The organism is Streptomyces caatingaensis (assembly GCF_001187435.1).
GTDB classification, from domain to species: Bacteria; Actinomycetota; Actinomycetes; order Streptomycetales; family Streptomycetaceae; genus Streptomyces; species Streptomyces caatingaensis.
In genome coordinates this window covers 316,164-339,500 of the sequence record NZ_LFXA01000018.1, presented here as the reverse complement: position 1 = coordinate 339,500, position 23,337 = coordinate 316,164, and the positions used below count along the sequence as shown (strand labels likewise).

Here is a 23,337-nt window from a genome sequence, read left to right as displayed (position 1 = left end):
CATCGTCTTGTCACCCACACGAGTTCAATGCACGGGATCTCCGGGCCGGTTGACGGTGCCCCGGTTCGCCAGGGGGCTCGCGCCAGGCCCGTGCGGGGCGCCCGGCGCACCGGGGGGTGCGCAACCGACGCGCACTCCCACCCGGGTGCGGGTGACGACGAGCCGGCCCTCCTGCGGATACGCGTGCCAGGTGCGCCAGCTGACCTGGCCGTCGCGCCGCTGGGCGAGCAGCGCGGTGAAGGCGTGCGGGTCACCGGGAAACGTTCCGGCCAGGCCCTGGGGGTGCTCGGCGACCAGGGCCAGCAGCTCCTGCGCGCGGCCCGCGAACGAACATCGCGACAGGGTCTCGACGCGGGCCGCGAACTCGTACTCCCAGGCGCCGACCCGCTTGGCCACGCCCAGGGGCAGCGGGGTGCTGCTGCCGGGTATGCACGCGACCGTCTCCGAGCAGGCCCCGCTCCCCTCCTCCAGCAGGACCTGGTGCGAGGCCCCGAGCAGCCTCAACTGGACCGAGGCCCGGTCGAGTCGGAGGTCGAGGACGGCCAGCGCCGGGAGCGGCTCCCGGCCGAGCGCCCAGGCGAGGTCGGCCGCGCGGGTGTCGGTGTAGCTGGTCTTGAGCGTGGTGAGCATGGGTCGGCTCCGCGAGCGAACAGTGGGGGATGGCCGGCCCGCCCCGAGGAGGACCAGGTCTTCGGGTACGCCGGCTCATGCCCACTCTGGGGGCTCCCTGATCCGGCGGAGGCGTTTCCGGTGGATTCCCGGGCGTTTTCTCCAAACGTCTCCGGACGCTGCCCCGATCGAGAGGAAATCATGAAGCCGGCGGCGCTCACAGCATTTTTACCCATCATCGTCGATTTTCCATCCACGCGTGGGCCCGACAGTTCAAGTGTTCAACAAGACGGCGCCCGGCGGGAGTTGAGGTTCCGTCGGGCGCATATGCGGTCGGCCCCGCGCCACTTGCACATCCCCTGCTCAGCCCTTGATCGAAGGGGATCGGTCGCCGCTCTCCAGCCGTTCCACCGCCGCCCGGACCGACTCCTCGCTCCGGCAGAACGAGAATCGCACCAGATGGGACGGGGCGCCCGGGCGCACATAGAAGGCGGAGGTGGGAATGGCCACCACCCCGGCGCGCGAAGGGAGTTCACGGCAGAATCGCACGCCGTCCCCGTGCCCCCACGCGCGGATGTCCGCCTGGAGGAAATACCCGGCGTCCGCCCGGTACGGGCGCAACCCGGCGCGCTCCAGTCCCGCGCTCAGCAGGTCGCGGTTGCGCCCCAGGACCCGCCGCACCTCCGCCGCCCACCCCTCCACGCCCCCCAGGGCCCGTGCCAGCGCCTCCTGGTACGGCGTACCGGAGGCGTAGGTGAGGAACTGCTTGACCCCGGCCACCGCCGCCACCAGCCGCGCCGGGCCGCACACCCAGCCGACCTTCCAGCCGGTCACGCTGAACGTCTTGCCCGCCGACGAGATGGTGAGCGTCCGCTCCCGCATCCCCGGCAGCGCGGCGATCGTGCGGTGCTCCGGCCCGGGGGCGCCGGGACCGGAGCCGAGGACCAGGTGCTCGTACACCTCGTCCGTCACGGCCACCAGGCCGTGCTCCCGGCAGACCGCGGCGACGGCGGCCAGCTCGTCCGCCGTGAACACCTTGCCGGTCGGATTGTGCGGGGTGTTCAGCAGCAGGACGCGGGTGCGCGGCGTGACGGCCGCCCGCAGCGCGTCCGCGTCGAGCACGAAACCGTCCCCGTCCTCGGCCAGCGGCACGGCCACGAGCTTCGCACCCGCGAAGCGGGCGCCCGCCGGATAGGCGTCGTAGCAGGGATCGAAGGCCAGCACCTCGTCACCCGGGTCGCAGAGCCCCAGCAGCGCCGCCGCGAGCGCCTCGGTGGCCCCCGTGGTCACCAGCACCTCGCCCCGCGGGTCGTACGCCAGCCCGTAGCGCCGCAGCTGGTGCGCCGCGACGGCCTCCCGCAGGGCGGGCGCGCCGTGCGCCGGCGGGTACTGGTTGGCGCCCGACCGCACCGCCTCCGCCACGTCCGCCAGCAGCTCCGGCGGGCTGGGCAGCTCCGGTACGCCCTGCCCCAGGTTCACCGCGCCGGTGCGGCGGGCCAGCTCGGTCATCTCGGTGAAGACCGACGTCCCCACCCCGGCCACGCGCTCGGCGGGCCGCCACGCGCCCGTCCCGTCCATTCCCATGAAGCCCTCCCCAATCGGCCGTCGGCCCACGGTCCTTGATCGTCCCCACCCTAGGCGGGCACCCGCCCGTCGCGCCCGGTCCCGGACGGGCCGGGCCCTGAACGGCCCGGCGCCCGGACGTCCTGCGCCGAGTGGGTGGAAGCCACACCGCGTACGGGCGTGACGCGTCGCGCGCGCGAGACGGCCGACGCATGGTCGGTATGCCCGCCCGTTCCGCACCGGCGCCGTCCCCGGCGCCCGGCCGGTCACGCCGGCCGGAGTCCACCGGCGCCGGCCGGGGGAGGTCCCCGAGGAGGTCCCGTGTCAGCCGGCCCCGTCGTCAATCCCAGCGCGGCGCCCGTCCGCGCGCCGGAACCGCGCCGCGCCACCGGCGGCCGCCCCGTCCGCCGCACGGACCGGGTGCGCGAGGCCCTGCGCCGCGCCCTGCCCGCGCTGGGGCTCTACGCCTCGGCCCGGCTGCTCGGCCTCGCCATGATGGCCGGCTGGGCCTGGTCCACCGGCCGCCACCCACGCACGCTGCTCGGCCACTCCTGGGACGGCATCTGGTACGCGGGCATCGCCCGCAACGGCTACGGGCTCGTCCTGCCCTCCCCCACCAGCCGCGGCGTGATCTTCAACGACCTCGCGTTCTTCCCGCTGTTCCCCGGCCTCGTGCACACCGTGACGACGCTGACGCCGTTCGGCGTCGTCTCCGCCCAGCTCGTCGTCTCCTGGAGCTCGGCCGTCGCCGCGGCCTGGGGGATCTACGCGGTCGGGGAGCGGCTGTACGGCCGGCGGACCGGCACCTGGCTCGTCCTGCTGTGGGGCCTGCTGCCGCACGCCATCGTGCAGACCATGGGCTACACCGAGTCGCTGATGACCGCGCTCGCCGCGTGGAGCCTGTACGCGGCCGTCACCCGCCGGCCCGTGTGGGCCGGCGCGCTCTCCCTGGTCGCCGGCCTCTCCCGGCCCAACGCCGTCGCCGTGGCCGCCGCCCTGATCTGCGCCACCGCGCTCGTCCTGTGGCGCGACCCGCTCGCCCGCGCCGACCGGCGCCTGTGGGCCGGCGCCGCGCTCGCCCCGCTGGGCTGGACCGGCTACGTCCTGTGGGCCGGCATCCGCTCCGGCGACGGGCCGCTCGGCTACTTCGCGGTGCAGCGCCGCTGGGGGTCGCGCTTCGACTTCGGCGCGGACGCGTTCCGGTTCGTCCGCCACCTCTTCACCGGCCGCGACTTCATGGCCTACTACGCCTCGCTGGCCATCCTGGTCGTCGCCCTGGTCGCGCTCGTCCTGTTCGTGCTGGAGCGGCCGCCCGCCCTGCTGCTCGCCTACGTCGTCGTGCTGTGCGTCATCGCGGTCGGCGGCTCCAGCTACTTCGCGTCCAAGCCGCGGTTCCTGATCCCCGCCTTCCCGCTGCTGCTGCCGCTGGCCCTGGGCATGGCGAGAGCCCGGCCGCGCACCGCCGTCGTGGCGGTCGGCGCGCTGGCCGGGCTCTCGTTCGTCTACGGGACGTACCTGGTGACGATCGCCCGCATCCCCATGTAGCTCCCCGCCGAGGCCGGGATCAGGCGTCGTCGCCGGGCTTGTCGTCGCCCTCGTCGCCCTGCTCCAGCTCTTCCTCCAGGCCCAGCTGCTCCACGAGCCACTTGTCGAACTCGACGGAGGCGCGGACCCAGCTGACGGTGCTGGAGACGAAGTGCTCCAGCGACACCCCGACGCCGATCAGCATCTGCGCCTCGCCGATGAGGCGGACGGTGCCGTCGTCGTTGGTGTGCGTGTAGACCTTCGGCCACAGGGTGCGGCGGTTCCAGTCGTCGACGACCTCCAGGAGGCGGGCCTTCTCGTCGATGCCGTGCGGCCGGTCGTAGAACGTCCGCACCGAGAAGACCTGCTGCTCCTCCTCACCGCGGAACATGAAGTACGTACGGAACTGCTCCCACGGAGCCGCCAGATCGCCCTCGTCGTCGACGAGGTACTTCAGCTCCATCTGCTCCAGGAGCTGCTTGACCAGGTCCTGGTCGGGGATGACGGGGCCGGTGGGGCCCGTCTCTTCGGGCTGCGGCTCGGGCTGGCCCCCGAAATTCGGAATCGAGGACGGGTCGATGCTCACCGTGGATTTCCCTTCGTACGGTTGCTGCCATCCTCCCCCACACCGGCCCCTGCCCCGCAACCCCCGGCGCATGCGTCTCTCGCGACCACGCGGCCGGGGGCGCCCCCCGGGCCCCTCGGGCTAGGCCGTCCGGGCCTCCCGGCCGGCGGCCCGCACCGAGAGGCCCTCCTCGCCGGGGATCCGCTCGACGCGGACGGTGTCGCCGTCGCGGACGTCGCCGGCCAGGATCGCGCGGGCGAGCCGGTCGCCGATGGCGGTCTGCACCAGGCGGCGCAGCGGACGGGCGCCGTAGGTGAGGTCCGCGGCACCGGGCTCCTCGTCGTGGCCCAGCGCGGCCAGCCAGTGCAGGGCGCCCGCGTCGACGTCGAGCGTGAGCCGGCGGTCGGCCAGCCGCTTCTGGAGCTGGGCGATCTGGATGCCGGCGATGCGCTCCAGCTGGCCCGGGCCCAGCGGGTGGAAGACGACGATGTCGTCGAGGCGGTTGAGGAACTCGGGGCGGAAGGAGGCCCGGACGGTCTCCAGCACCTTCTCCTTCTTCTGCTCCTCCTTCAGCAGCGGGTCGACCAGGAAGGTCGAGCCCAGGTTGGAGGTGAGGATGAGGATGGTGTTGCGGAAGTCCACCGTCCGGCCCTGGCCGTCGGTGAGCCGGCCGTCGTCCAGGACCTGGAGCAGGATGTCGAAGACCTCGTGGTGGGCCTTCTCCACCTCGTCCAGCAGGACCACCGTGTACGGGCGGCGGCGGACGGCCTCGGTGAGCTGGCCGCCCTCCTCGTAGCCGACGTAGCCGGGGGGCGCGCCCACCAGGCGGGCCACCGAGTGCTTCTCGCTGTACTCGCTCATGTCGATGCGGACCATGGCCCGCTCGTCGTCGAAGAGGAAGTCGGCGAGCGCCTTGGCCAGCTCGGTCTTGCCGACGCCGGTGGGGCCGAGGAAGAGGAACGAGCCGGTCGGCCGGTCGGGGTCGGCGATGCCGGCGCGGCTGCGCCGCACCGCGTCGGAGACGGCCCGTACGGCCTCCTCCTGGCCGATCAGCCGCCGGCCCAGCTCCTCCTCCATGCGCAGCAGCTTCTGCGTCTCGCCCTCCAGCAGCCGGCCGGCCGGGATGCCCGTCCAGGCGGCGACGACCTCGGCGATGTCGTCGGAGCCGACCTCCTCCTTGACCATCAGGTCCCTGGCGACGGCCTCCTGCTCGGCCTCGGCCCGCGCGGCCTCCTCCAACTCCCGCTCCACGGCCGGGATCTCGCCGTACAGCAGCTTGGAGGCGGTGTCGAAGTCGCCGTCGCGCTGGGCCCGTTCGGCCTGGCCGCGCAGGTCGTCCAGGCGCTCCTTGAGCTCGCCGACCCGGTTGAGGGACTGCTTCTCCTTCTCCCAGCGGGCGGTGAGGCCGCGCAGCTCCTCCTCCTTGTCGGCCAGGTCGCGGCGGAGCTTCGCCAGGCGCTCCTTGCCGGCCTCGTCCGTCTCGTTGCGCAGGGCCAGCTCCTCCATCTTCAGCCGGTCGACGGCCCGTTGGAGCTCGTCGATCTCGACGGGCGAGGAGTCGATCTCCATGCGGAGCCGGGACGCGGCCTCGTCGACCAGGTCGATGGCCTTGTCGGGGAGGAAGCGGGAGGTGATGTAGCGGTCGGACAGCGTCGCGGCGGCGACCAGCGCCGAGTCCGCGATCTGCACCTTGTGGTGGGCCTCGTAGCGGCCCTTGAGGCCGCGCAGGATCGCGATGGTGTCCTCGACGGACGGCTCGGCCACCAGCACCTGCTGGAAGCGCCGCTCCAGCGCCGGGTCCTTCTCGATCCGCTCGCGGTACTCGTCGAGCGTGGTGGCGCCGACCATGCGCAGCTCGCCGCGGGCCAGCATCGGCTTGAGCATGTTGCCCGCGTCCATCGCGCCCTCGGAGGCGCCCGCGCCGACGACGGTGTGCAGCTCGTCGATGAACGTGATGATCTGGCCCTCGCTGGACTTGATCTCCGCGAGGACGGTCTTCAGCCGCTCCTCGAACTCGCCGCGGTACTTGGCGCCGGCGACCATCGCGCCCAGGTCCAGCGAGACCAGCCGCTTGTCGCGCAGCGACTCGGGGACGTCGCCCTTCACTATCCGCTGCGCGAGGCCCTCGACGACGGCGGTCTTGCCGACGCCGGGCTCGCCGATCAGCACCGGGTTGTTCTTCGTGCGCCGCGAGAGGACCTGTACCACGCGCCGGATCTCGTGGTCGCGCCCGATGACCGGGTCGAGCTTGCCCTCGCGGGCCGCCGCCGTGAAGTCCGTGCCGAACTTCTCCAGCGCCTTGTACGTGCCCTCGGGGTCGGCCGTGGTCACCCGCTGCCCGCCGCGGGCCTTCTCGAAGGCGTCCAGCAGCCGCTTCGCGGAGGCGCCCTGCTGCTCCAGCAGCTCGGCGACGCGCCCGCCCTTCGCCGCGAGCCCGATCAGCAGGTGCTCGGTGGAGATGTACTCGTCCCCCAGGTCGCGCGCCCGCTCGCCGGCGTCCACCAGCACGGCCTGGAGCTCCCGGGTCGGCTGCGGGGGCGCCACGGTGGACCCCTGGACGCTCGGCAGGCCGGCCAGCGTCCGCTCGGCCCCGCCGCGCAGCACGGCGGCGTCGGCCTCGACGGCGGCCAGCAGATCCAGCAGGTTCTCGTTCTCCCGGCCCGCGAGCAGGGCGAGCAGCAGGTGGGCGGGGGTCATGTCGGCATGCCCGGCCGCCACGGCCCGCTCATGGGCGGCACTCAGCGCCTCACGGCTCTTGTTGGTCAGCTCGGCATCCACGGCGGTGGGCTCCTCCTCGGCTCGTCCTGCTGTGGGGTCCATGCGATAAGTTGAGTCTAGTCCACTCAACCTCGGTTTGGGGAGGCCTTCCCGCAGACGCCCCACCTGCGAGTGAAACCGCCCGGGCCGGGGGCCGCCACCGCAGGCCGGGACGCGCCACTACGCTGCCCCCATGGCCCTCGACCTGCGCGACCTCCCCGCTCCCTACCTCGCCTTCTGGCGCGGCCGGCACTTCCCGACGCTCACCACGCTGCGCCGCGACGGCAGCCCGCACGTCGTCCCCGTCGGCGCCACCTTCGACGCGGCGACGCGCACCGCCCGCGTCATCACCCGCAAGCAGAGCGTCAAGGTCGCCAACGTCCTCGCCGCCGGCCCGGACGGCGCCCGGGTCGCCCTGTGCCAGGTCGCGCCGGGCGGCTCCTGGGCCACGCTGGAGGGCACGGCCGTCGTACGGACCGAGCCGGAGGCCGTCGCCGACGCGGTCGCCCGCTACGCCGAGCGCTACGGGCGCACGCCCGAGCCCAACCCCGACCGCGTCCTCGTGGAGATCGCCGTCCACCGCGCGATGGGCAGCGTCCGCGCCGCCCGGGCGACCATGGAGGCATGACGCACGACCCCCTCTTCGGCGAGATCGCCATCGCCCTGGACCGCGAACGCGGCACCCTGACCGTCTCGGGCCCGGCGGTCCGGAGGTCGTCGTGAGCCGCCCGCCCGGCGCCGCGGACGACGAACACGTCCCCATCGGCACCCGGGACGCCGACTTCCTCGCCCTGACCGTCGACGGCGAACGGGCCGTGCTCGGCCTCGGCAGGGGCCGGCTGACCCGCCGCTCGTACGCCGTCGACGCGACCTGCGCCGGCACGGCGTACCGCCTCGTCCCCGACTCCTTCGACGCCAGCCGCCTCCTGCGCGACGGCCGCCGGCTCGGCTCCTTCACCTCCGGCCTCACCCCCGACGGCACGTGCACGGCCTCCGCCGACTGGGCCGCGGGAGCCGCCCCCACCCCGCTCGACGCGGCCGTCGGCCACGCCCTCGCCGCCGCCTTCGGCACGGGCGCCCACCCCGCCTGGATGCTCGCCGTCGAGGCGGTCGGCAACCTGCTGCCCTAGGCGCGCCCGGGGTACGCGAAGGCCCGCCGCCCCCGGGAAAACGGGGGGCGGCGGGCCTTCACCGGAAACGGTTCAGCGCTCGCGCTTGTTGGGCCGCCAGACGACCAGGGCGCTGGTCTGCTGGACCTCCTGGTACGGGACCAGGTCCCGCCGGTAGGAGGCGTGCACCGCGGCCTCGCGCTGCTGCATCGCGGCGGCGGCGCCCTCGACCACCGTCTGGAGCTCGGCGACGCGCTGCTGGAGCGCGGCCACCTGGTTCTCCAGTTCGATGATGCGCTTGATGCCGGCCAGGTTGATGCCCTCGTCCTGCGACAGCTGCTGCACCTGGCGGAGCAGCTCGATGTCGCGGGCCGAGTAGCGGCGGCCGCGCCCGGCCGTGCGGTCGGGGGAGACCAGGCCGAGGCGGTCGTACTGCCGGAGGGTCTGCGGGTGCAGACCCGAGAGCTGGGCCGCGACGGAGATGACGTACACCGGTGACTCGTCGGTCAGCTCGTAGGGGTTACGACGGCGTCCGTCGCCGTTCATCGCGTCACGCTCCCTTCGCCGCCTGGAACAGCTCTGCGCGCGGGTCCTCACCCGCCGTCGCCTCGCGGAAGGACTCCAGCGCGTCCCGGGCCTTGTCGCTGAGGTCCTTCGGCACCGTCACCTCGACGGTGACCAGCAGGTCGCCGCGGGTGCCGTCCTTGCGCACCGCGCCCTTGCCGCGGGCGCGCATGGTGCGGCCGTTGGGCGTGCCGGGCGGGATCCGCAGGGTGACCGGGGGCCCGCCCAGGGTGGGCACCTTGACCTCGCCGCCGAGCACCGCCTCCGCGAAGGTGACCGGCACCGTGACGGTGAGGTTGTCGCCCTTGCGCCCGAAGACCGGGTGCGTGCCGACGTGGACGACGACGTAGAGGTCGCCGTGGGGCCCGCCGCGCTCGCCCGGGGCGCCCTTGCCGCGCAGCCGGATCCGCTGGCCGTCGGAGACGCCCGCCGGGATCCGGACCTGCATGGTGCGCGACGAGGTGGCCCGGCCGCTGCCCTTGCAGACGTCGCAGGGGCTCTCGGGGATGAGCCCGCGGCCCTTGCAGTCGGGGCAGGGGTCGGCGATGGAGAAGCCGCCGCCCGTCCCGCGCGACACCTGGCCGGTGCCGACGCAGGTCGGGCAGACCCTGGGCGTGCCGTTCTTGTCGCCGGTGCCGGAGCAGGCCTTGCAGGCCGCCGAGGAGGACATCCGCAGCGGGACGGTGGCCCCGTCCACGGCCTCGGTGAAGCTGAGCGTCACCTCGGACTCGATGTCCTGGCCCCGGCGCGGCTGGGTGCGGGTGGCCCCGCCGCGGTTGAACAGGCCGCCGAAGACGTCGCCCAGGCCCCCGCCGAAGCCGCCGGCCCCGGCTCCGCCCTGGGCGCCCCCGAAGAGGTCGCCCAGGTCGAAGTTGAAGGAGCCGCCGCCGCCCGGACCGGGGCGGAAGCCCCCGTTGCCGAAGAGCGCGCGGGCGTCGTCGTACTCCTTGCGCCGCTTGGGGTCGGCGAGGACGTCGTACGCCTCGGAGATCTCCTTGAAGCGCTCCTCGGCCGCGGCGTCGCCCTTGTTGGCGTCCGGGTGGAACTCGCGGGCGAGCTTCCGGTACGCCTTCTTGATCTCCGCCTCGCCGGCGTCCTTGGGGACGCCGAGGGCCTTGTAGTAGTCCTTCTCCAGGAAGTCCTTGGTACTCATCCCCGGCGTCCCTCCTTCCGGTACGAACAGTGCGAACGGGGTGTGCGGTCGGTCATCGCGTCAGCCCTCGTCCGGGCCACCGCTCTCCTCGTCGGACTCGCCCTCGGCCTTGGGCTGGGCGCCCGGCTGGGGCTCGGCGACCGCGACCCGCGCCGGGCGGATCGTACGCTCGCCGATCCGATACCCCGGCTGCAGGATCTGCACGCACGTGGTCTCGGTGACGTCCGGCGCGTAGCTGTGCATCAGCGCCTCGTGGATCAGCGGGTCGAAGGGCTCGCCCTCCTTGCCGAACTGCTGGAGGCCCATCTTCGCCACGACCGTCTCCAGCGACTCGGCGACGGACTTGAAGCCGCCGACGAGCTCGCCGTGGTCACGGGCGCGGCCGATGTCGTCCAGCGTGGGGAGCAGCTCGGACAGGAGGTTGGCCGTGGCCACCTCCTTGACCTGCACCCGGTCGCGCTCGACCCGGCGGCGGTAGTTCTGGTACTCCGCCTGGAGCCGCTGGAGGTCCGCGGTGCGCTCGTTGAGCGCGGCCTGGGCCTGGTCCAGCTGCGCCTGCAGGCCCACCTCGACCAGCTCCTCGCCGGCCGGGGCCGCGCCCGCCTCCTCGGCGGGTGCGGCGCCCTTGTCGTCGGCCGGCTTGCCGGAGGGAGTGCCTTCAGGCTTGTCGTCGAAGCCCGGGGTCTCCTCCGTCACGCCGACGCACCGCCCTTCGGCTTCTCGTCGTCGACGATCTCCGCGTCGACGACGTCGTCCTCGGCCTTGGCCTGCTGGCCGCCGGCCGCGCCCGCGGCGCCGGCGGCACCCTGGGCGGCCTGGGCGTCGGCGTACATGGCCTGGCCGAGCTTCTGGCTGACCGCGGCGACCTTCTCGGACGCGGTGCGGATCTCGGCGGTGTCCTCGCCCTTCAGCTTCTCCTTGAGCTCGGAGACCGCGGTCTCGACCTCGGTCCTGACCTCGGCGGAGACCTTGTCCTCGTTGTCCTTGAGGAACTTCTCCGTCTGGTAGACGAGCTGCTCGCCCTGGTTGCGGGTCTCGGCGGCCTCGCGGCGCTTGTGGTCCTCCTCCGCGTACTTCTCGGCCTCCTCGCGCATGCGGTCGACCTCGTCCTTCGGCAGCGAGGAGCCGCCGGTGACGGTCATCTTCTGCTCCTTGCCCGTGCCGAGGTCCTTCGCGGCCACGTGCATGATGCCGTTGGCGTCGATGTCGAAGGTGACCTCGATCTGCGGGACGCCGCGCGGGGCCGGCGGGAGGCCGGTCAGCTCGAACATGCCCAGCTTCTTGTTGTACGCCGCGATCTCGCGCTCGCCCTGGTAGACCTGGATCTGCACGGACGGCTGGTTGTCCTCCGCCGTCGTGAAGATCTCGGAGCGCTTCGTCGGGATCGTGGTGTTGCGCTCGATCAGCTTGGTCATGATGCCGCCCTTGGTCTCGATGCCGAGGGACAGCGGGGTGACGTCCAGCAGCAGGACGTCCTTGACCTCGCCCTTGAGGACACCGGCCTGGAGCGAGGCGCCGATGGCGACGACCTCGTCCGGGTTGACGCCCTTGTTGGCGTCCTTGCCGCCGGTCAGCTCCTTGACGAGCTCGGCGACGGCCGGCATACGGGTCGAACCGCCGACGAGGACCACGTGGTCGATGTCGGACAGGGCGATGCCCGCGTCCTTGATGACGTTGTGGAACGGGGTCTTGCAGCGCTCCAGCAGGTCCGCGGTCAGCTGCTGGAACTGGGCGCGGGTGAGCTTCTCGTCCAGGTGGAGCGGGCCCTCGGCGGAGGCCGTGATGTAGGGCAGGTTGATCGTGGTCTCGGTGGACGAGGACAGCTCGATCTTGGCCTTCTCGGCGGCCTCGCGGAGGCGCTGGAGGGCCATCTTGTCCTTGGACAGGTCGACGCCGTGCCCGTTCTGGAACTGCTTGACCAGGTAGTCGACGACGCGCTGGTCCCAGTCGTCACCACCGAGGTGGTTGTCGCCGTTGGTGGCCTTGACCTCCACGACGCCGTCGCCGATCTCCAGCAGCGAGACGTCGAAGGTGCCGCCACCGAGGTCGAAGACGAGAATGGTCTGGTCGTCCTTGTCGAGGCCGTAGGCCAGCGCGGCGGCCGTCGGCTCGTTGACGATGCGCAGGACGTTGAGGCCCGCGATCTCGCCGGCCTCCTTGGTGGCCTGACGCTCGGAGTCGTTGAAGTACGCCGGGACGGTGATGACCGCGTCCGTGACCTTCTCGCCCAGGTACGCCTCGGCGTCCCGCTTCAGCTTCTGCAGGATGAAGGCGGAGATCTGCTGGGGGTTGAAGTCCTTGCCGTCCAGGTTGATCTTCCAGTCGGTGCCCATGTGGCGCTTGACCGACCGGATGGTCCTGTCGACGTTGGTCACGGCCTGGCGCTTGGCGACCTCGCCGACCAGCACCTCACCGTTCTTCGCGAAGGCCACGACGGACGGCGTGGTCCTGGCGCCCTCGGCGTTGGTGATGACGGTGGGCTCACCGCCCTCGAGAACACTGACGACGGAGTTCGTCGTACCCAGGTCGATGCCGACCGCACGTGCCATGTCGATTCCTCCAGCTGACTTGAGTGGAACAGGCTCAAGGGTGCAGCACGGACGCCCCCGTGTCAACGGAGCTGAGTCGGGCGGGCTCAACTCTCATGCGCCGAAGATCGGCAAGAGGGGGTTCCCAAGGCTTGCCTGCGCGACGCAGATCACCGGCGCTGCGGGTATATCCCGCGGCCGTGAGTGAGTAGTCTCGTACGGACTGGATAAGTTACCGATTAGTAATTCGCTCTCGCAGGTCCGAGGAGCCCTCCCATGCAACTCGCCGCGATCATCGTGTCGCTGGTCCTCATCGCGGTCGGCGTCGCGCTGTTCGGCCGTGCCATCCTGCAGATCTACCAGCACATGCGGCTCGGCCAGCCCGTCCCCAAGGGCACCCGCACCGGCGAACCCGGGCGGCGCACGGTCACGGTGGTCAAGGAGTTCCTCGGCCACACCCGCATGAACCAGTGGGGCCCCATCGGCATCGCACACTGGGGCGTGGCGGTCGGCTTCTTCGCCCTGCTGCTGACGATCGCCAACGCCATCGGCCAGCTCTTCAAGGCCGACTGGCTGCTCCCGCTCATCGGCGACTGGCTGCCGTACGAGATCTTCACCGAGTTCTTCGCCCTGGTGACCACGCTGGGCATCCTCGCCCTGATCGTCGTCCGCCAGCTCAGCAAGCCGGGCAGGCCGGGCCGCAAGTCCCGCTTCGCCGGCTCCAACTTCGGCCAGGCCTACTTCGTCGAGGCCGTCATCCTGATCGTCGGCGCCTGCATCCTGACGCTGCGCGGCCTGGAGGGCGCCCAGCACGGCGTGGACGGCTACGAGGCCGGGTTCTTCGTCTCGTACCCCCTGGTCGCGGCGTTCAAGGGGCTGAGCGTCGGCACGCTCCAGAACCTCACCTACCTGGTCGCCGGCATCAAGATCGCGACGTCCTTCATCTGGATGATCACGGTCTCGCTGAAGACCGACATGGGCGTGGCCTGGCACCGCTTCCTGGCCTTCCCCAACATCTGGTTCAAGCGCGAGTCCGACGGCGACGTCGCCCTCGGCGCGCTCCAGCCGATGGTCAGCAAGGGCGAGCCCATCGACTTCGAGGACCCGGCCGAGGACGCGGTCTTCGGCGTCTCGAAGATCGAGGAGTTCTCCTGGAAGGGCCTGCTCGACTTCTCCACCTGCACCGAGTGCGGCCGCTGCCAGTCGCAGTGCCCCGCCTGGAACACGGGCAAGCCGCTGTCCCCGAAGCTGCTCGTCATGGCGCTGCGCGACCACGCGCACGCCAAGGCGCCGTACCTGCTGGCCGGCGGCGGCAAGAACGCGGAGGGCGAGGAGCGGGCCACCGAGGAGCAGCTCGCGAACGTGCCCGCGGCCGCGCTGGCCGAGGCCGACCGCCCGCTGATCGGCACGCTGGAGGAGAACGGCGTCATCGACCCGGACGTCCTGTGGTCCTGCACCACCTGCGGCGCCTGCGTCGAGCAGTGCCCGGTCGACATCGAGCACGTCGACCACATCGTCGACATGCGCCGCTACCAGGTGATGATCGAGAGCTCGTTCCCCTCCGAGGCGGGCACGATGCTCAAGAACCTGGAGAAGAAGGGCAACCCCTGGGGCCTGGCCAAGAAGCAGCGGCTCGCCTGGACGAAGGAGGTCGACTTCGAGGTCCCGGTCGTCGGCAAGGACGTCGAGGACCTGACCGAGGTCGACTACCTCTACTGGGTCGGCTGCGCCGGCGCCCTGGAGGACCGCGCCAAGAAGACGACCAAGGCGTTCGCGGAGCTCCTGCACATCGCGGGCGTCAAGTTCGCCATCATGGGCGGCGAGGAGGCGTGCACCGGCGACTCGGCCCGCCGCCTCGGCAACGAGTTCCTCTTCCAGCAGCTCGGTCAGCAGAACGTCGAGATGCTCAACATGGCCTTCGGCGAGGACGCCGACGAAGGCGTGAGGGTCGAGAAGTCCAAGAAGAAGATCGTCGCGACCTGCCCGCACTGCTTCAACACCATCGCCAACGAGTACCCGCAGCTCGGCGGCGAGTACGAGGTCATCCACCACACGCAGCTGCTCCAGCACCTCGTCGACGAGGGAAAGCTCGTCCCCGTCACCCCGGTCGAGGGTCTGATCACCTATCACGACCCCTGCTACCTGGGCCGCCACAACAAGGTCTACACACCGCCGCGCGAGATCATCGCCAAGGTGCCGGGCCTGCGGAACGAGGAGATGCACCGCCACAAGGAGCGCGGCTTCTGCTGCGGCGCCGGCGGCGCGCGCATGTGGATGGAGGAGCGCATCGGCAAGCGCATCAACAACGAGCGCGTGGACGAGGCGCTGTCCCTCGATCCCGACATCGTCTCGACGGCCTGCCCGTTCTGCCTCGTCATGCTGACGGACTCGGTCAACGGCAAGAAGAACGAGGGCAAGGCCAAGGAGTCCGTCCAGGTCGTGGACGTGGCCCAGCTCCTGCTCGACTCCGTCAGGACGCCCGTCGAGCCCGGGGGCGACGGCGAGACGGCCGACGCCCCGGAGCCGGACCCCGACCCGGAGCCCGTGAAGTAACCCCCTCCACCGTCCCCGGGGCCCGCGACGCGCTCGCGGGCCCCGAGGTTTTCCCCTAGGGGTTGTCACAGCTCCGCAGCAAGCGGGCTCCGCGGGCCCCCGCCGGGCTCCACCACCCCTCGCGAGCGGGTACGTTCGAAGGCGTGGCTGGATTCAGGATGGGACGCGGCGGGGACCCCAACGGGCCCGACGCCGCGCGGCAAGGACGACACCCGGGGCAGCAGGCCCCGTACGGCGGCCCCGCGTACGGCGGGGGCCCGGGCCCCGGCCACGCGCCCGGCGGTTACGGCGCTCCGCAGCCGCAGTGGCAGGCCCGCCCCGGCGGGCAGGACGAACCGGAGTACTTCGGGCCGCAGGGGGGCCACGACCCGTACGGCCGGCCCGGCGACAGCCCCGGGCACACCCAGCAGTTCGGGATCGGCGACGCCCCGGACGCGTACGGCGCCCCCGCCGGCCGCGGTCACGACGGCTACGGCAACGGCGGCTACGGCGACGGCGCTTACGGCGACGACGGCTACGGCGACGCGCAGACCTACGGCGCCCAGGCGCCCGCGCCCCCGCCCGGCCCCCGGCTGCACTGGAAGGACCTGCTGACGGGCGTCGTGCTGCGCCCCTCGGCCACCTTCTGGCAGATGCGCGACCACGCCCTGTGGGGCCCCGCGCTGATCGTCACCTTCGTCTACGGCCTGCTCGCGGTCTTCGGCTTCGACAAGGCCCGCGAGGACGTCCTCAACGCGACGCTCGCCAACAGCTTCCCGCTGGTGCTCACGGCGGGCGTGCTCGTCCTCGTCTCCGCCCTGATCATGGGCGCGGTCACCCACACCCTGGCCCGCCAGCTGGGCGGCGACGGCCTGTGGCAGCCGACGATCGGCCTGTCGATGCTGATCATGTCGATCACGGACGCGCCGCGGCTGGTGCTCGCCGTCTTCCTCGGCGGCGACAACACCCTCGTGCAGCTGCTCGGCTGGGCGACCTGGCTGCTGGCCGGCTATCTGCTCACCTCGATGGTGAGCAAGTCCCACGACCTGCCCTGGCCGCGGGCGCTGGGCGCCTCCGCGATCCAGCTCGTCGCCCTGCTGTCGCTCATCAAGCTCGGCACTCTGTAGCCGGCCGCACCGCCCGCGAAGGCCCCCGGACGCGCCGCGTCCGGGGGCCTTCTGGCAAGATCACCGCGGCGTCCCCCCACACCCTTGCGCCACCGGCTCCACCCGCAAGGACCTCTGTATGCCCCGACGCACCGCCGTACGCCGCGCCTCGGCGACGGCCCTCGTCCTCTCCTCCGCCGCCCTCGGGCTCACCGCGCAGGCCGGCGCCGCCCACGCCGCGCCCGTGACCTGCGCGCCCGGCGTCTGGAAGGCGGAGTTCTTCCCCGGCACCGGCTTCCGCGGCACCCCGCGGAAGACCGCCTGCGACAAGGACATCGCCGAGAACTACGGCACCGGCGCCCCGGCCGGCCTCCCGCGCGACAACTTCGGCGTCCGCTGGACCACCACCCGCGACTTCGGCTCCGGCGGCCCCTTCACGCTCTCCGCCGAGGCGGCCGACGGCATCCGCGTCTATGTCGACAACGTCCTCAGAATCGATCTGTGGAAGGACGTGGCGAAGACGCAGAAGAAGGGGGTCCGGGTCACGGTCCCCAAGGGGAAGCACACCCTCCGGGTCAACTACGCGGCCTTCACCGGCCCGGCGAACGTGAAGTTCTCCTACGCCCCCGTCACCGGCAAGGCCGACGACAAGGTCAAACCGCTCGCCCCGACGGGGCTGAAGGCCGCCTACGACGCCACGTCCAGCCGGACCACGCTGGCCTGGGCCCGGAACAACGAGCTGGACCTCGCGGGCTACCAGGTCCACCGCCGCGCCGGGTCCGGCCCCTGGACGGTCGTCTCCGGCAGGAAGCCGCTGACCGGAACCTCCTTCACCGACCGCCCCGCGAAGGACGGCAGCGACTACTCCTACGCCGTCACCGCCGTCGACCAGGCGGGCAACGTCTCCGGCCGTTCCGCCGGGGCGAGGATCGTCACCCCGGCTCCGGCCCCTCCGGCCGCCCCCACCGGCCTGAAGGTGTCGGGCGACTACCTGGAGGCCGGGCTGGCCTGGGCGAAGAACAAGGAAACGGACCTGGAGGGCTACAAGGTCTGGCGCCGTGACCCGCGGCACGACTGGCGGCTCGTCCTGACGACGCACGGCACCTCCGCCACCGACGTGCCCCCGGCCGACGGCACCGTCTACGAGTACGCCGTCAGCGCGGTCGGCGGCCGGGGCAAGGAGTCACCGCGCTCCGCGTCCGTCTCCTTCACGTCCGTGGACAGCCGTCTGCCCCAGGCCCCGACCGACCTCGCGGCCTACGACGTCCCCCGGGGAGCCGCCCTGTACTGGCGGACCCGTGACGACGCCACGCGCTTCCGCATCTACGTCCGGGACGAGGGCCGCCCCGACTTCACCTACCTCGGCTCCGTCCAGGGCACGGACCTGAAATATGTCGACTGGACCATCCGGCCGGGCGTGACCCGGAGCTACTACATCACCGCTGTCAACGACCAGGGCGTAGAGTCCGGCCCCAGCAACGTCGTGCGCAGCGGCGAGGAGCCGCTCTGACGTACGGCAGAGGGCCCCGGCTCTTCCGAACCGGGGCCCTCGTCGACCGTCACGCGTCGAGGACCTGGCCCTCACGCCGCACCACCGGCGGCTCCACGCTCCACGGGAAGTTGATCCACTCGTCGGTGCGCTTCCAGACGTACTCGCACTTCACCAGCGACTGCGGCTTCTCGTAGATCACCGCGCTGCGGACCTCCGCCACGTGCTCCAGGCAGAAGTCGTGCACCAGCTTGAGCGTCTTGCCGGTGTCGGCGACGTCGTCCGCGATGAGCACCTTCTTGTTGGAGAAGTCGATCGCGTTCGGCACCGGCGCCAGCATGACCGGCATCTCCAGCGTCGATCCCACGCCGGTGTAGAACTCGACGTTGACCAGGTGGATGTTCTTGCAGTCCAGCGCGTAGGCGAGGCCGCCGGCGACGAAGACGCCGCCGCGCGCGATGGAGAGGATGATATCCGGCTCGTAGCCGTCGTCCGCGATGGTCTGCGCCAGCTCACGGATGGCCTGCCCGAAGATCGGGTAGGTCAGGTTCTCGCGGATGTCACTCACTGTTGCTCTTCGCCTTGTTCCCTGGTCGTCAGACCTGCGTGCGATGGAAGTTCTGGAAGGACCGCGAGGGCGTCGGCCCGCGCTGGTGCTGATAACGGGAACCGTGCTTCGCGGACCCGTAGGGGTGCTCGACCGGCGAGGTCAGCCGGAACATGCACAGCTGGCCGATCTTCATGCCCGGCCAGAGCTTGATCGGGAGCGTCGCCATGTTCGACAGCTCCAGCGTCACGTGCCCGGAGAAGCCCGGGTCGATGAAGCCGGCCGTGGAGTGCGTCAGCAGCCCCAGCCGGCCCAGGCTGGACTTGCCCTCCAGCCGGGAGGCGATGTCCCCGGGCAGCGTGATGACCTCGTACGTCGAGGCCAGCACGAACTCGCCGGGGTGCAGGATGAACGCCTCGTCCCCCTCCGGCACCACCTCGCGCGTCAGATCCGCCTGCTCCACGGCGGGGTCGATGTGCGGGTACCGGTGATTCTCGAACACCCGGAAGTAGCGGTCCAGCCGCACGTCGATGCTCGACGGCTGCACCATCGACTCGTCGTACGGATCGATCTTCACCCGCCCGGCGTCGATCTCGGCCCGGATGTCCTTGTCTGAGAGAAGCACGGGTCGAGGATACGCGGAGACGGAGCACGGCGCGGGCCCGGTCCGAGGGGACCGGGCCCGCGCCGCCCTCACCGCCTTATGATCAACGCTTCCGGTGCGCCACCGGCACCGAGTGCCGCAGCCGGGCGCAGCGCGGGCAGCGCAGCAGCCGCCCGGGGCCGAGCCGCTCGGGACCGAGGTTCTGCATCGGGAACGAAGCGGTGCTGAACACGTGCCCTTCGGCACAACGAACGACGGTGCGCTCCATCGAGTCCCTTTCCCCTGGACGTGAAAGACAAAAGCCACATTAGGGGATGTATAGGACTTGCCTCCACGCGGCACTCCCACACCCCCGGACGGGCCGTCCGCGCCACACGGTACGCCCCAACTCCCCTCCCCCACGCCCGCGTCCCCCTCCCGCGCCCACCCTTTCCACACCACCCCCGCAAGCAGAAAAGGCCCCTGGCGACAGATGCGCCGGGAGCCTCGGATGGGGTACAGTATGCGACGATGCGACGCCTTGAGGGGCGTCCGCGCGGGCGTAGTTTAATGGTAGAACATGAGCTTCCCAAGCTCAGAGCGCGAGTTCGATTCTCGTCGCCCGCTCCAAGCAGAAGGCCCAGGTCATCGACCTGGGCCTTGCTCGTTGTCTGGACCACGCTAGGCGTCGCGCACCAGATCCGCACCAGAAGAGCCGTCTGCCGCCTTCTCCCGCTCAGCCCTTACGCGAGCGTCGATCCCGCCGGCCACCTCACGCTGCCGCTCGGTCTCCGAGTGCTGATAGATCATCGCCGCTCGCTCCGACGACTGCCCGGCGCGAACCATCGTGTCCTTGAGCGTGGCGCCCGACCGCGTCGAGAGCGTATGGCCCGTGTGCCGGAGGTCGTAGAAGCGGAAGTTGTCCGGCAAGCCAACCTTCGTACGGGCCTTGCGCCACCTCCGTCCGAACGTCGATCGCCGGAAGGGAGCGCCCTTCTCTCCCACGAAGAGGAGCCCGTTCGGATCCTTCTCAGCAAACCAGTTCAGGTGCCGTACGACGTCCTTCCGCATGAACTCCGGCAGCACGATGAACCGTTTGCCAGCATCCGACTTCGTCTCCCCGACCACCCTTCGACCGGTGCACAGCTCCGGAGCGGCACGACGGACCCAGAGGCCGAGCGGTTCCAGACTGACGTCCGGACGACGTGCCTCGGCTTGTTCCTCCGGACGCGCCGGGCCGTAAGCGCCGAGGTAGACCATCAACCGCCAGCGCGGGCCCACGGCATCGGCGAGCGCATCGACCTGGGCGACGGTCGCGGTGGGACGTTCCTTGGCGCGCTCGCGGCCGGCCCCCCGGACCCGGCAGGGATTCCGGCGGATCAGCTCGTCATCGACCGCGGTCTCCAGAACGGCCTTGAGAAGGCGGTACGCCTTGGCCACGGTCGTGGGGGCCTTGGTCGTGGCCAGCCGCTCCGTCCGCCAAGTGCGCACGCGGGGTGCGGTGATCTCGTCGAGATCCCAGTCGCGGAAGGTCGGGAGGACATGCAACCGGAGCAGTCGGCGGTACAACTCTGCGGTGGTGGGCGACAGTTCTCGCTCCTCAACCCACTGGAGGGCATAGACCTCGAAGTTCACGGCCCCGGCGTTCGGGTCCTGCCAGTTGCCCCGGGTGAGATCCGCCTCGACCTGGGACAGCCAGACCTCAGCGTCGGCCTTGGTCTCGAAGGTCTCGGGGGCCCGGTGTTCCTGCCCATCAGGAGCGCGGTAGCTGGCCGTCCAACGGCCCGACCGGTACTGACGGACAGAGCCAAAGCGCCGACGCCGCCCCTGGTTGTTCCCCATCAGGCAGCCCTCCGATGCCGGTTAAGCCGCCGCCGCACGACTACAGGCTCCACGGTGTGCACCGCCACGAAGTCGACCAAGGCACTTTCGGGGATGCGGACATGCCGACCAACCTTCACGAACCTGATCCGACGCTCCGCGATCAGCCGCCGAGGAAAGCGCTCACCACTTACCTCCCAGGTACCGAGGAGTTCGGCAGCTTCACGCACGGTGAGAAGTCGGTCCATGGTCACCAGTCCCCTCCTGCCTCGGTAGCGCCGAGATCAACTAAAGCTTCACGAGCGGTTTCGCGGTTGAGGTGGATGTCCCGGGCGATGCTGGCAGCAAGCCAGGATTCGCCAGGAGTGTGGCCATGGCCGGCGTAGGACCAGTGGGCGACGACGTAGGTGGTGGCTTCGGGGTGGTCGTCGGGGTTGGGCAGGCCGAGGCGTTCGCGTTCTTGGGCGACGCGGTAGTCGGCGCGCGTCTGGCGCAAGGCGCCCAATGTGGTGGAGTAGTGGCGGGACTTGGTGGAGAAGTGGCCTCGGAAGCCGAGCATGTGGGCCCAGTCCCGAAGCTTTCGGCCCGGATAGAGGGCGTGGAGGTCGAGGCACGCTGCGATGAGCCGGGCGGGGTGGTCGGGTACGCCGAGCAGGACCAGGGCTTCTTTGTTGCCGATACGGCGGTCGACGGTGCCGGTGGTTTCGGCGGCTTTGGTGGCGTACTTGGCGACGTAGGAGGCGACGGCTTGTTCGGTGAGGTCTTCGCCGTGGCCGAAGGCTCCGATGGGCTGGACGTCGAGCTGGGTGCCCCAGCGCAGTGTGCGGGCGGGTTGGTCTCCTGCCGGGGATACGTCAATCGCGACGCGGACGGCGGCCGCGTGGATGGCGGCGGTGAGGAGGTCGAGCGTGGCCCAAGCCGGCGGCGGGGTGCCGGGTCCGATGGGGCCGTCGAAGCGGATCACGGCGTGGAAGTGGACTGCTCCGCGTTTTTGGTACTCGGCGACCTTGCCGAAGGAGACGCGGGACTGTTCGCGGGCGTCCTTCTGCGTGAGTCCGACGCGTCGGGCGATCTCGCGGCGGAGGTAGATCGTGAAGTAGCGCCACAACTCGGAGGCGTAGTTGTTCCACAGCACGGCACCCGCGTAGTCGTAGGTATCCGCATCGAGCGGGGTGCCGAGTTCGGGCGCGTCCTCTGCGTGGCGGGTGCCGCAGGCGCAGGGCCGGGTGCCGGGGCGGTTGTGGACGGGACCGAACGAGGGCGCGGTGAGGGTGGCGAAGACGCGGGGGTGATCGCGGATGGTGTGAGGGGTGCCCTTGTCGGGATCGCCGACGAGTCCGGCGCGGATGAGGTGGTAGGTGTCGCCCGCGTAGGTCCAGGCGCACGAGGGGCAGCGGGAGGCGCGGCGGTTGCCGCAGGCGATGCGGAGCCGGCCGCCGGGTTCGGTGTCGGTCGAATAGGAGTGCAGGACCGTGCCGGTGACCTTGTCGCGGGTAACGGTGGAGCCTTGCAGATGGATCGGGTCGGAGCAGCCGCCGGTGCGGCGGATCTGTTCGTGCCAGCGGTCGTAGCCGGGGGACCCGGCCACCCTGAGCAAGTCGCCCAGGGTGATCGGGTCGAGGCCCGCCACGGTGGCGGAGTCGTTCACCAGCGTCGCCCCTGTCGGTGGTCGTTGGCGTTGTCGCAGGAGGGCCCGGACTGGCCACGCCCGGTGGGCTTTTCGGGCTTACTGCGGTGGGTGTCGTACTTGGCGTGGGCGTAGCGTGCTCGGAGAAGGTCACTGCCGTCGCGCTTGGCCCGGTCGATGGCCGCCCCCATGACGCGGTCGATCTGGTTCTCGCGCTCTACCTCTTCGCGGAGTTCGCGTTCGGCGTCGCTTTCCTTGCGGGAGAAGAGGCCCATCAGCGGTTCCTCCCGTCGGTGGGAGCGGTCGTGTGAGCGTCGAGCCAGGCTTCGGCGCAGACCTTGTGGACGGGCTTGCCATGGTCGGAGCGCATGGGGGTGGGCTTGCCGCAGATCACGCACGGTTCGTCGTTGAAGCGATCGAAGTGCTTGGCGTCCCGCCAGTTGAGAAGCGCCACGGCGATCAGCCCCTCACCCTGGTGAGGGCGGTTCGTGCCGGGGCTGCGTTGCCAGTGCCGCGACACGCGGGACAGGCAACAGTGACGGTTTCGCGGGTGCCGTCGGGGGCCCGCGTGCCGATGGTGACGGCGACGGTGGGGAAGCCGTCGCAGTCGTGGCAGCGGCGTAAGCGGGCATAGGTGGTCTCGGGCATGATGATGCTGTCCCTTTCGGGTCCGTTGGATCTGGAAGTGGTGGAGCCGTCCGGGGCGGCGGATCTTTGGCGAGAAGGCCGCCCCGGAGGGTGTTACTTGACGCGGCCGGAGCGCGTGCGGGAGGCGTTGAAGACGCGCTTGTCTTCGCGCGTGGCGGTGCCGTTGTCGATGCGGTCGGCGATCTCGTTCAGACGGCGCACGCCTTCGCGCTTGGCTTCCTGGATCTGACGGTCTCGTTCGTCGTGGTCGATCTCGGAGCGCTTGCTGAAGATGCCCATGTCAGTGGCCTTTCTGCTGGTTGAGGAGGGAGCGGAGGACGACGGCGCACACGGCCACGGAGGTGGCGGTGATGGCGACGGCGAGGAGGAGCGAGACGAGGACCGCGCCGACGACGAGCACGACGGCAGCGCCACCGCCGACGACAGCGACGAGGGCAGTCGGGGTGAGGCGAACGGTCGTGCCGGTCAAAGCCGGTGCGGGGGCCGGTGCGGGCGGGGTGTGCTGGCACGCACACGAGATGTGCTCAGCAGACGCAGATGTGGTCGGCGCGCTGGAGGCGGACGGGGTCGTGTAGGTGGTCACCGGCGGGTACTTGGGTCGGAACACCACGG

At 71.2% G+C, this 23,337-nt stretch carries 24 protein-coding genes and 1 tRNA gene; 7 read left to right on the top strand and 18 right to left on the bottom strand.

Annotation, left to right across the window (positions count from 1 at the left end; all coding sequences use genetic code 11):
* Positions 1-24: 24 nt before the first annotated feature.
* Positions 25-630, bottom strand: coding sequence for a DUF2617 family protein (locus tag AC230_RS28240; protein ID WP_049719187.1), 606 nt, complete (start codon positions 628-630; stop codon positions 25-27).
* 342 nt (positions 631-972) lie between these two features.
* On the bottom strand, positions 973-2,193 hold the full coding sequence (locus AC230_RS28235; protein ID WP_049719186.1) for an aminotransferase class I/II-fold pyridoxal phosphate-dependent enzyme: 1,221 nt from the start codon (positions 2,191-2,193) through the stop codon (positions 973-975).
* A 300-nt stretch (positions 2,194-2,493) separates the two neighbouring features.
* Between AC230_RS28235 and AC230_RS28230 the strand changes: the two genes are divergently transcribed.
* Positions 2,494-3,717 carry a glycosyltransferase family protein gene (locus tag AC230_RS28230; RefSeq protein ID WP_049719185.1) on the top strand — a complete coding sequence of 408 codons (1,224 nt, stop codon included), beginning with the start codon at positions 2,494-2,496 and terminating at the stop codon, positions 3,715-3,717.
* Between the two features lie 19 nt (positions 3,718-3,736).
* Here the strand turns inward: AC230_RS28230 and AC230_RS28225 are convergent, their stop codons facing one another.
* Positions 3,737-4,282: a YbjN domain-containing protein gene (locus AC230_RS28225; protein ID WP_049719184.1), complete on the bottom strand. Its 546-nt coding sequence runs from the start codon at positions 4,280-4,282 to the stop codon at positions 3,737-3,739.
* A 120-nt stretch (positions 4,283-4,402) separates the two neighbouring features.
* Positions 4,403-7,039 (bottom strand): ATP-dependent chaperone ClpB, encoded by a 2,637-nt coding sequence (clpB, locus tag AC230_RS28220; RefSeq protein WP_049719183.1) that lies wholly within the window; start codon positions 7,037-7,039, stop codon positions 4,403-4,405.
* A 172-nt stretch (positions 7,040-7,211) separates the two neighbouring features.
* Here clpB and AC230_RS28215 point away from each other — a divergent pair, with 172 nt between their 5' ends.
* Positions 7,212-7,646, top strand: a complete 435-nt coding sequence (locus AC230_RS28215) for a pyridoxamine 5'-phosphate oxidase family protein (protein ID WP_049719182.1) — start codon at positions 7,212-7,214, stop codon at positions 7,644-7,646.
* A gap of 91 nt (positions 7,647-7,737) precedes the next feature.
* Positions 7,738-8,148, top strand: coding sequence for a hypothetical protein (locus tag AC230_RS28210; protein WP_241833390.1), 411 nt, complete (start codon positions 7,738-7,740; stop codon positions 8,146-8,148).
* A 72-nt stretch (positions 8,149-8,220) separates the two neighbouring features.
* On the opposite strand, the gene AC230_RS28205 is transcribed toward AC230_RS28210, so the two are convergent.
* From AC230_RS28205 to dnaK, 4 genes are read right to left on the bottom strand one after another with little or no spacing between them, the layout of a single operon-like run.
* Positions 8,221-8,673, bottom strand: coding sequence for a heat shock protein transcriptional repressor HspR (locus AC230_RS28205; RefSeq protein WP_049719181.1), 453 nt, complete (start codon positions 8,671-8,673; stop codon positions 8,221-8,223).
* A 4-nt stretch (positions 8,674-8,677) separates the two neighbouring features.
* On the bottom strand, positions 8,678-9,844 hold the full coding sequence (gene dnaJ, locus AC230_RS28200; RefSeq protein ID WP_049719180.1) for a molecular chaperone DnaJ: 1,167 nt from the start codon (positions 9,842-9,844) through the stop codon (positions 8,678-8,680).
* Between the two features lie 60 nt (positions 9,845-9,904).
* Positions 9,905-10,540, bottom strand: coding sequence for a nucleotide exchange factor GrpE (gene grpE / locus AC230_RS28195; RefSeq protein WP_049719179.1), 636 nt, complete (start codon positions 10,538-10,540; stop codon positions 9,905-9,907).
* Positions 10,537-12,393, bottom strand: coding sequence for a molecular chaperone DnaK (gene dnaK, locus AC230_RS28190; RefSeq protein ID WP_049719178.1), 1,857 nt, complete (start codon positions 12,391-12,393; stop codon positions 10,537-10,539). Before dnaK ends, grpE begins: the two co-directional genes overlap by 4 nt.
* Before the next feature lie 255 nt (positions 12,394-12,648).
* On the opposite strand from dnaK, the gene AC230_RS28185 reads away from it, so the two are divergent.
* The 3 genes from AC230_RS28185 to AC230_RS30475 all read left to right on the top strand — a co-directional run bounded on the left by AC230_RS28185 (position 12,649) and on the right by AC230_RS30475 (position 17,520).
* On the top strand, positions 12,649-14,925 hold the full coding sequence (locus AC230_RS28185) for a 4Fe-4S dicluster domain-containing protein (RefSeq protein WP_049719177.1): 2,277 nt from the start codon (positions 12,649-12,651) through the stop codon (positions 14,923-14,925).
* A gap of 158 nt (positions 14,926-15,083) precedes the next feature.
* Complete coding sequence (locus tag AC230_RS28180; RefSeq protein ID WP_078871636.1) at positions 15,084-16,031, top strand: Yip1 family protein; 948 nt, start codon at positions 15,084-15,086, stop codon at positions 16,029-16,031.
* 118 nt (positions 16,032-16,149) lie between these two features.
* Positions 16,150-17,520 (top strand): fibronectin type III domain-containing protein, encoded by a 1,371-nt coding sequence (locus tag AC230_RS30475; RefSeq protein WP_053161400.1) that lies wholly within the window; start codon positions 16,150-16,152, stop codon positions 17,518-17,520.
* 49 nt (positions 17,521-17,569) lie between these two features.
* On the opposite strand, the gene AC230_RS28170 is transcribed toward AC230_RS30475, so the two are convergent.
* The 3 genes from AC230_RS28170 to AC230_RS34435 form a co-directional block, all read right to left on the bottom strand.
* Positions 17,570-18,067 (bottom strand): phosphoribosyltransferase, encoded by a 498-nt coding sequence (locus AC230_RS28170; protein ID WP_049719175.1) that lies wholly within the window; start codon positions 18,065-18,067, stop codon positions 17,570-17,572.
* 28 nt (positions 18,068-18,095) lie between these two features.
* Positions 18,096-18,671: a dCTP deaminase gene (gene dcd, locus AC230_RS28165; RefSeq protein WP_049719174.1), complete on the bottom strand. Its 576-nt coding sequence runs from the start codon at positions 18,669-18,671 to the stop codon at positions 18,096-18,098.
* 82 nt (positions 18,672-18,753) lie between these two features.
* The gene (locus tag AC230_RS34435; RefSeq protein WP_277816939.1) at positions 18,754-18,882 is read right to left on the bottom strand and encodes a hypothetical protein; all 129 of its coding nucleotides are present in this window, start codon (positions 18,880-18,882) and stop codon (positions 18,754-18,756) included.
* A gap of 303 nt (positions 18,883-19,185) precedes the next feature.
* Here AC230_RS34435 and AC230_RS28160 point away from each other — a divergent pair.
* A tRNA-Gly gene (locus tag AC230_RS28160) sits at positions 19,186-19,259 on the top strand.
* 51 nt (positions 19,260-19,310) lie between these two features.
* Here AC230_RS28160 and AC230_RS28155 read toward each other — a convergent pair.
* From AC230_RS28155 to AC230_RS28125, 7 genes are all read right to left on the bottom strand, one after another.
* Complete coding sequence (locus AC230_RS28155; protein ID WP_078871635.1) at positions 19,311-20,471, bottom strand: tyrosine-type recombinase/integrase; 1,161 nt, start codon at positions 20,469-20,471, stop codon at positions 19,311-19,313.
* Positions 20,471-20,707: an excisionase family DNA-binding protein gene (locus AC230_RS28150; RefSeq protein ID WP_078871634.1), complete on the bottom strand. Its 237-nt coding sequence runs from the start codon at positions 20,705-20,707 to the stop codon at positions 20,471-20,473. Before AC230_RS28150 ends, AC230_RS28155 begins: the two co-directional genes overlap by 1 nt.
* Positions 20,701-22,098, bottom strand: coding sequence for a replication initiator protein RepSA (gene repSA / locus AC230_RS28145; protein ID WP_049719173.1), 1,398 nt, complete (start codon positions 22,096-22,098; stop codon positions 20,701-20,703). The genes AC230_RS28150 and repSA overlap by 7 nt, the downstream gene beginning before the upstream one ends.
* Positions 22,095-22,352: a hypothetical protein gene (locus tag AC230_RS28140; RefSeq protein ID WP_049719172.1), complete on the bottom strand. Its 258-nt coding sequence runs from the start codon at positions 22,350-22,352 to the stop codon at positions 22,095-22,097. The genes repSA and AC230_RS28140 overlap by 4 nt, the downstream gene beginning before the upstream one ends.
* Positions 22,352-22,531: a hypothetical protein gene (locus AC230_RS28135; RefSeq protein ID WP_049719171.1), complete on the bottom strand. Its 180-nt coding sequence runs from the start codon at positions 22,529-22,531 to the stop codon at positions 22,352-22,354. Before AC230_RS28135 ends, AC230_RS28140 begins: the two co-directional genes overlap by 1 nt.
* A gap of 287 nt (positions 22,532-22,818) precedes the next feature.
* Positions 22,819-23,004, bottom strand: coding sequence for a hypothetical protein (locus AC230_RS28130; protein WP_049719170.1), 186 nt, complete (start codon positions 23,002-23,004; stop codon positions 22,819-22,821).
* A 1-nt stretch (position 23,005) separates the two neighbouring features.
* Positions 23,006-23,332 (bottom strand): hypothetical protein, encoded by a 327-nt coding sequence (locus AC230_RS28125; RefSeq protein ID WP_049719523.1) that lies wholly within the window; start codon positions 23,330-23,332, stop codon positions 23,006-23,008.
* Positions 23,333-23,337: the final 5 nt, after the last annotated feature.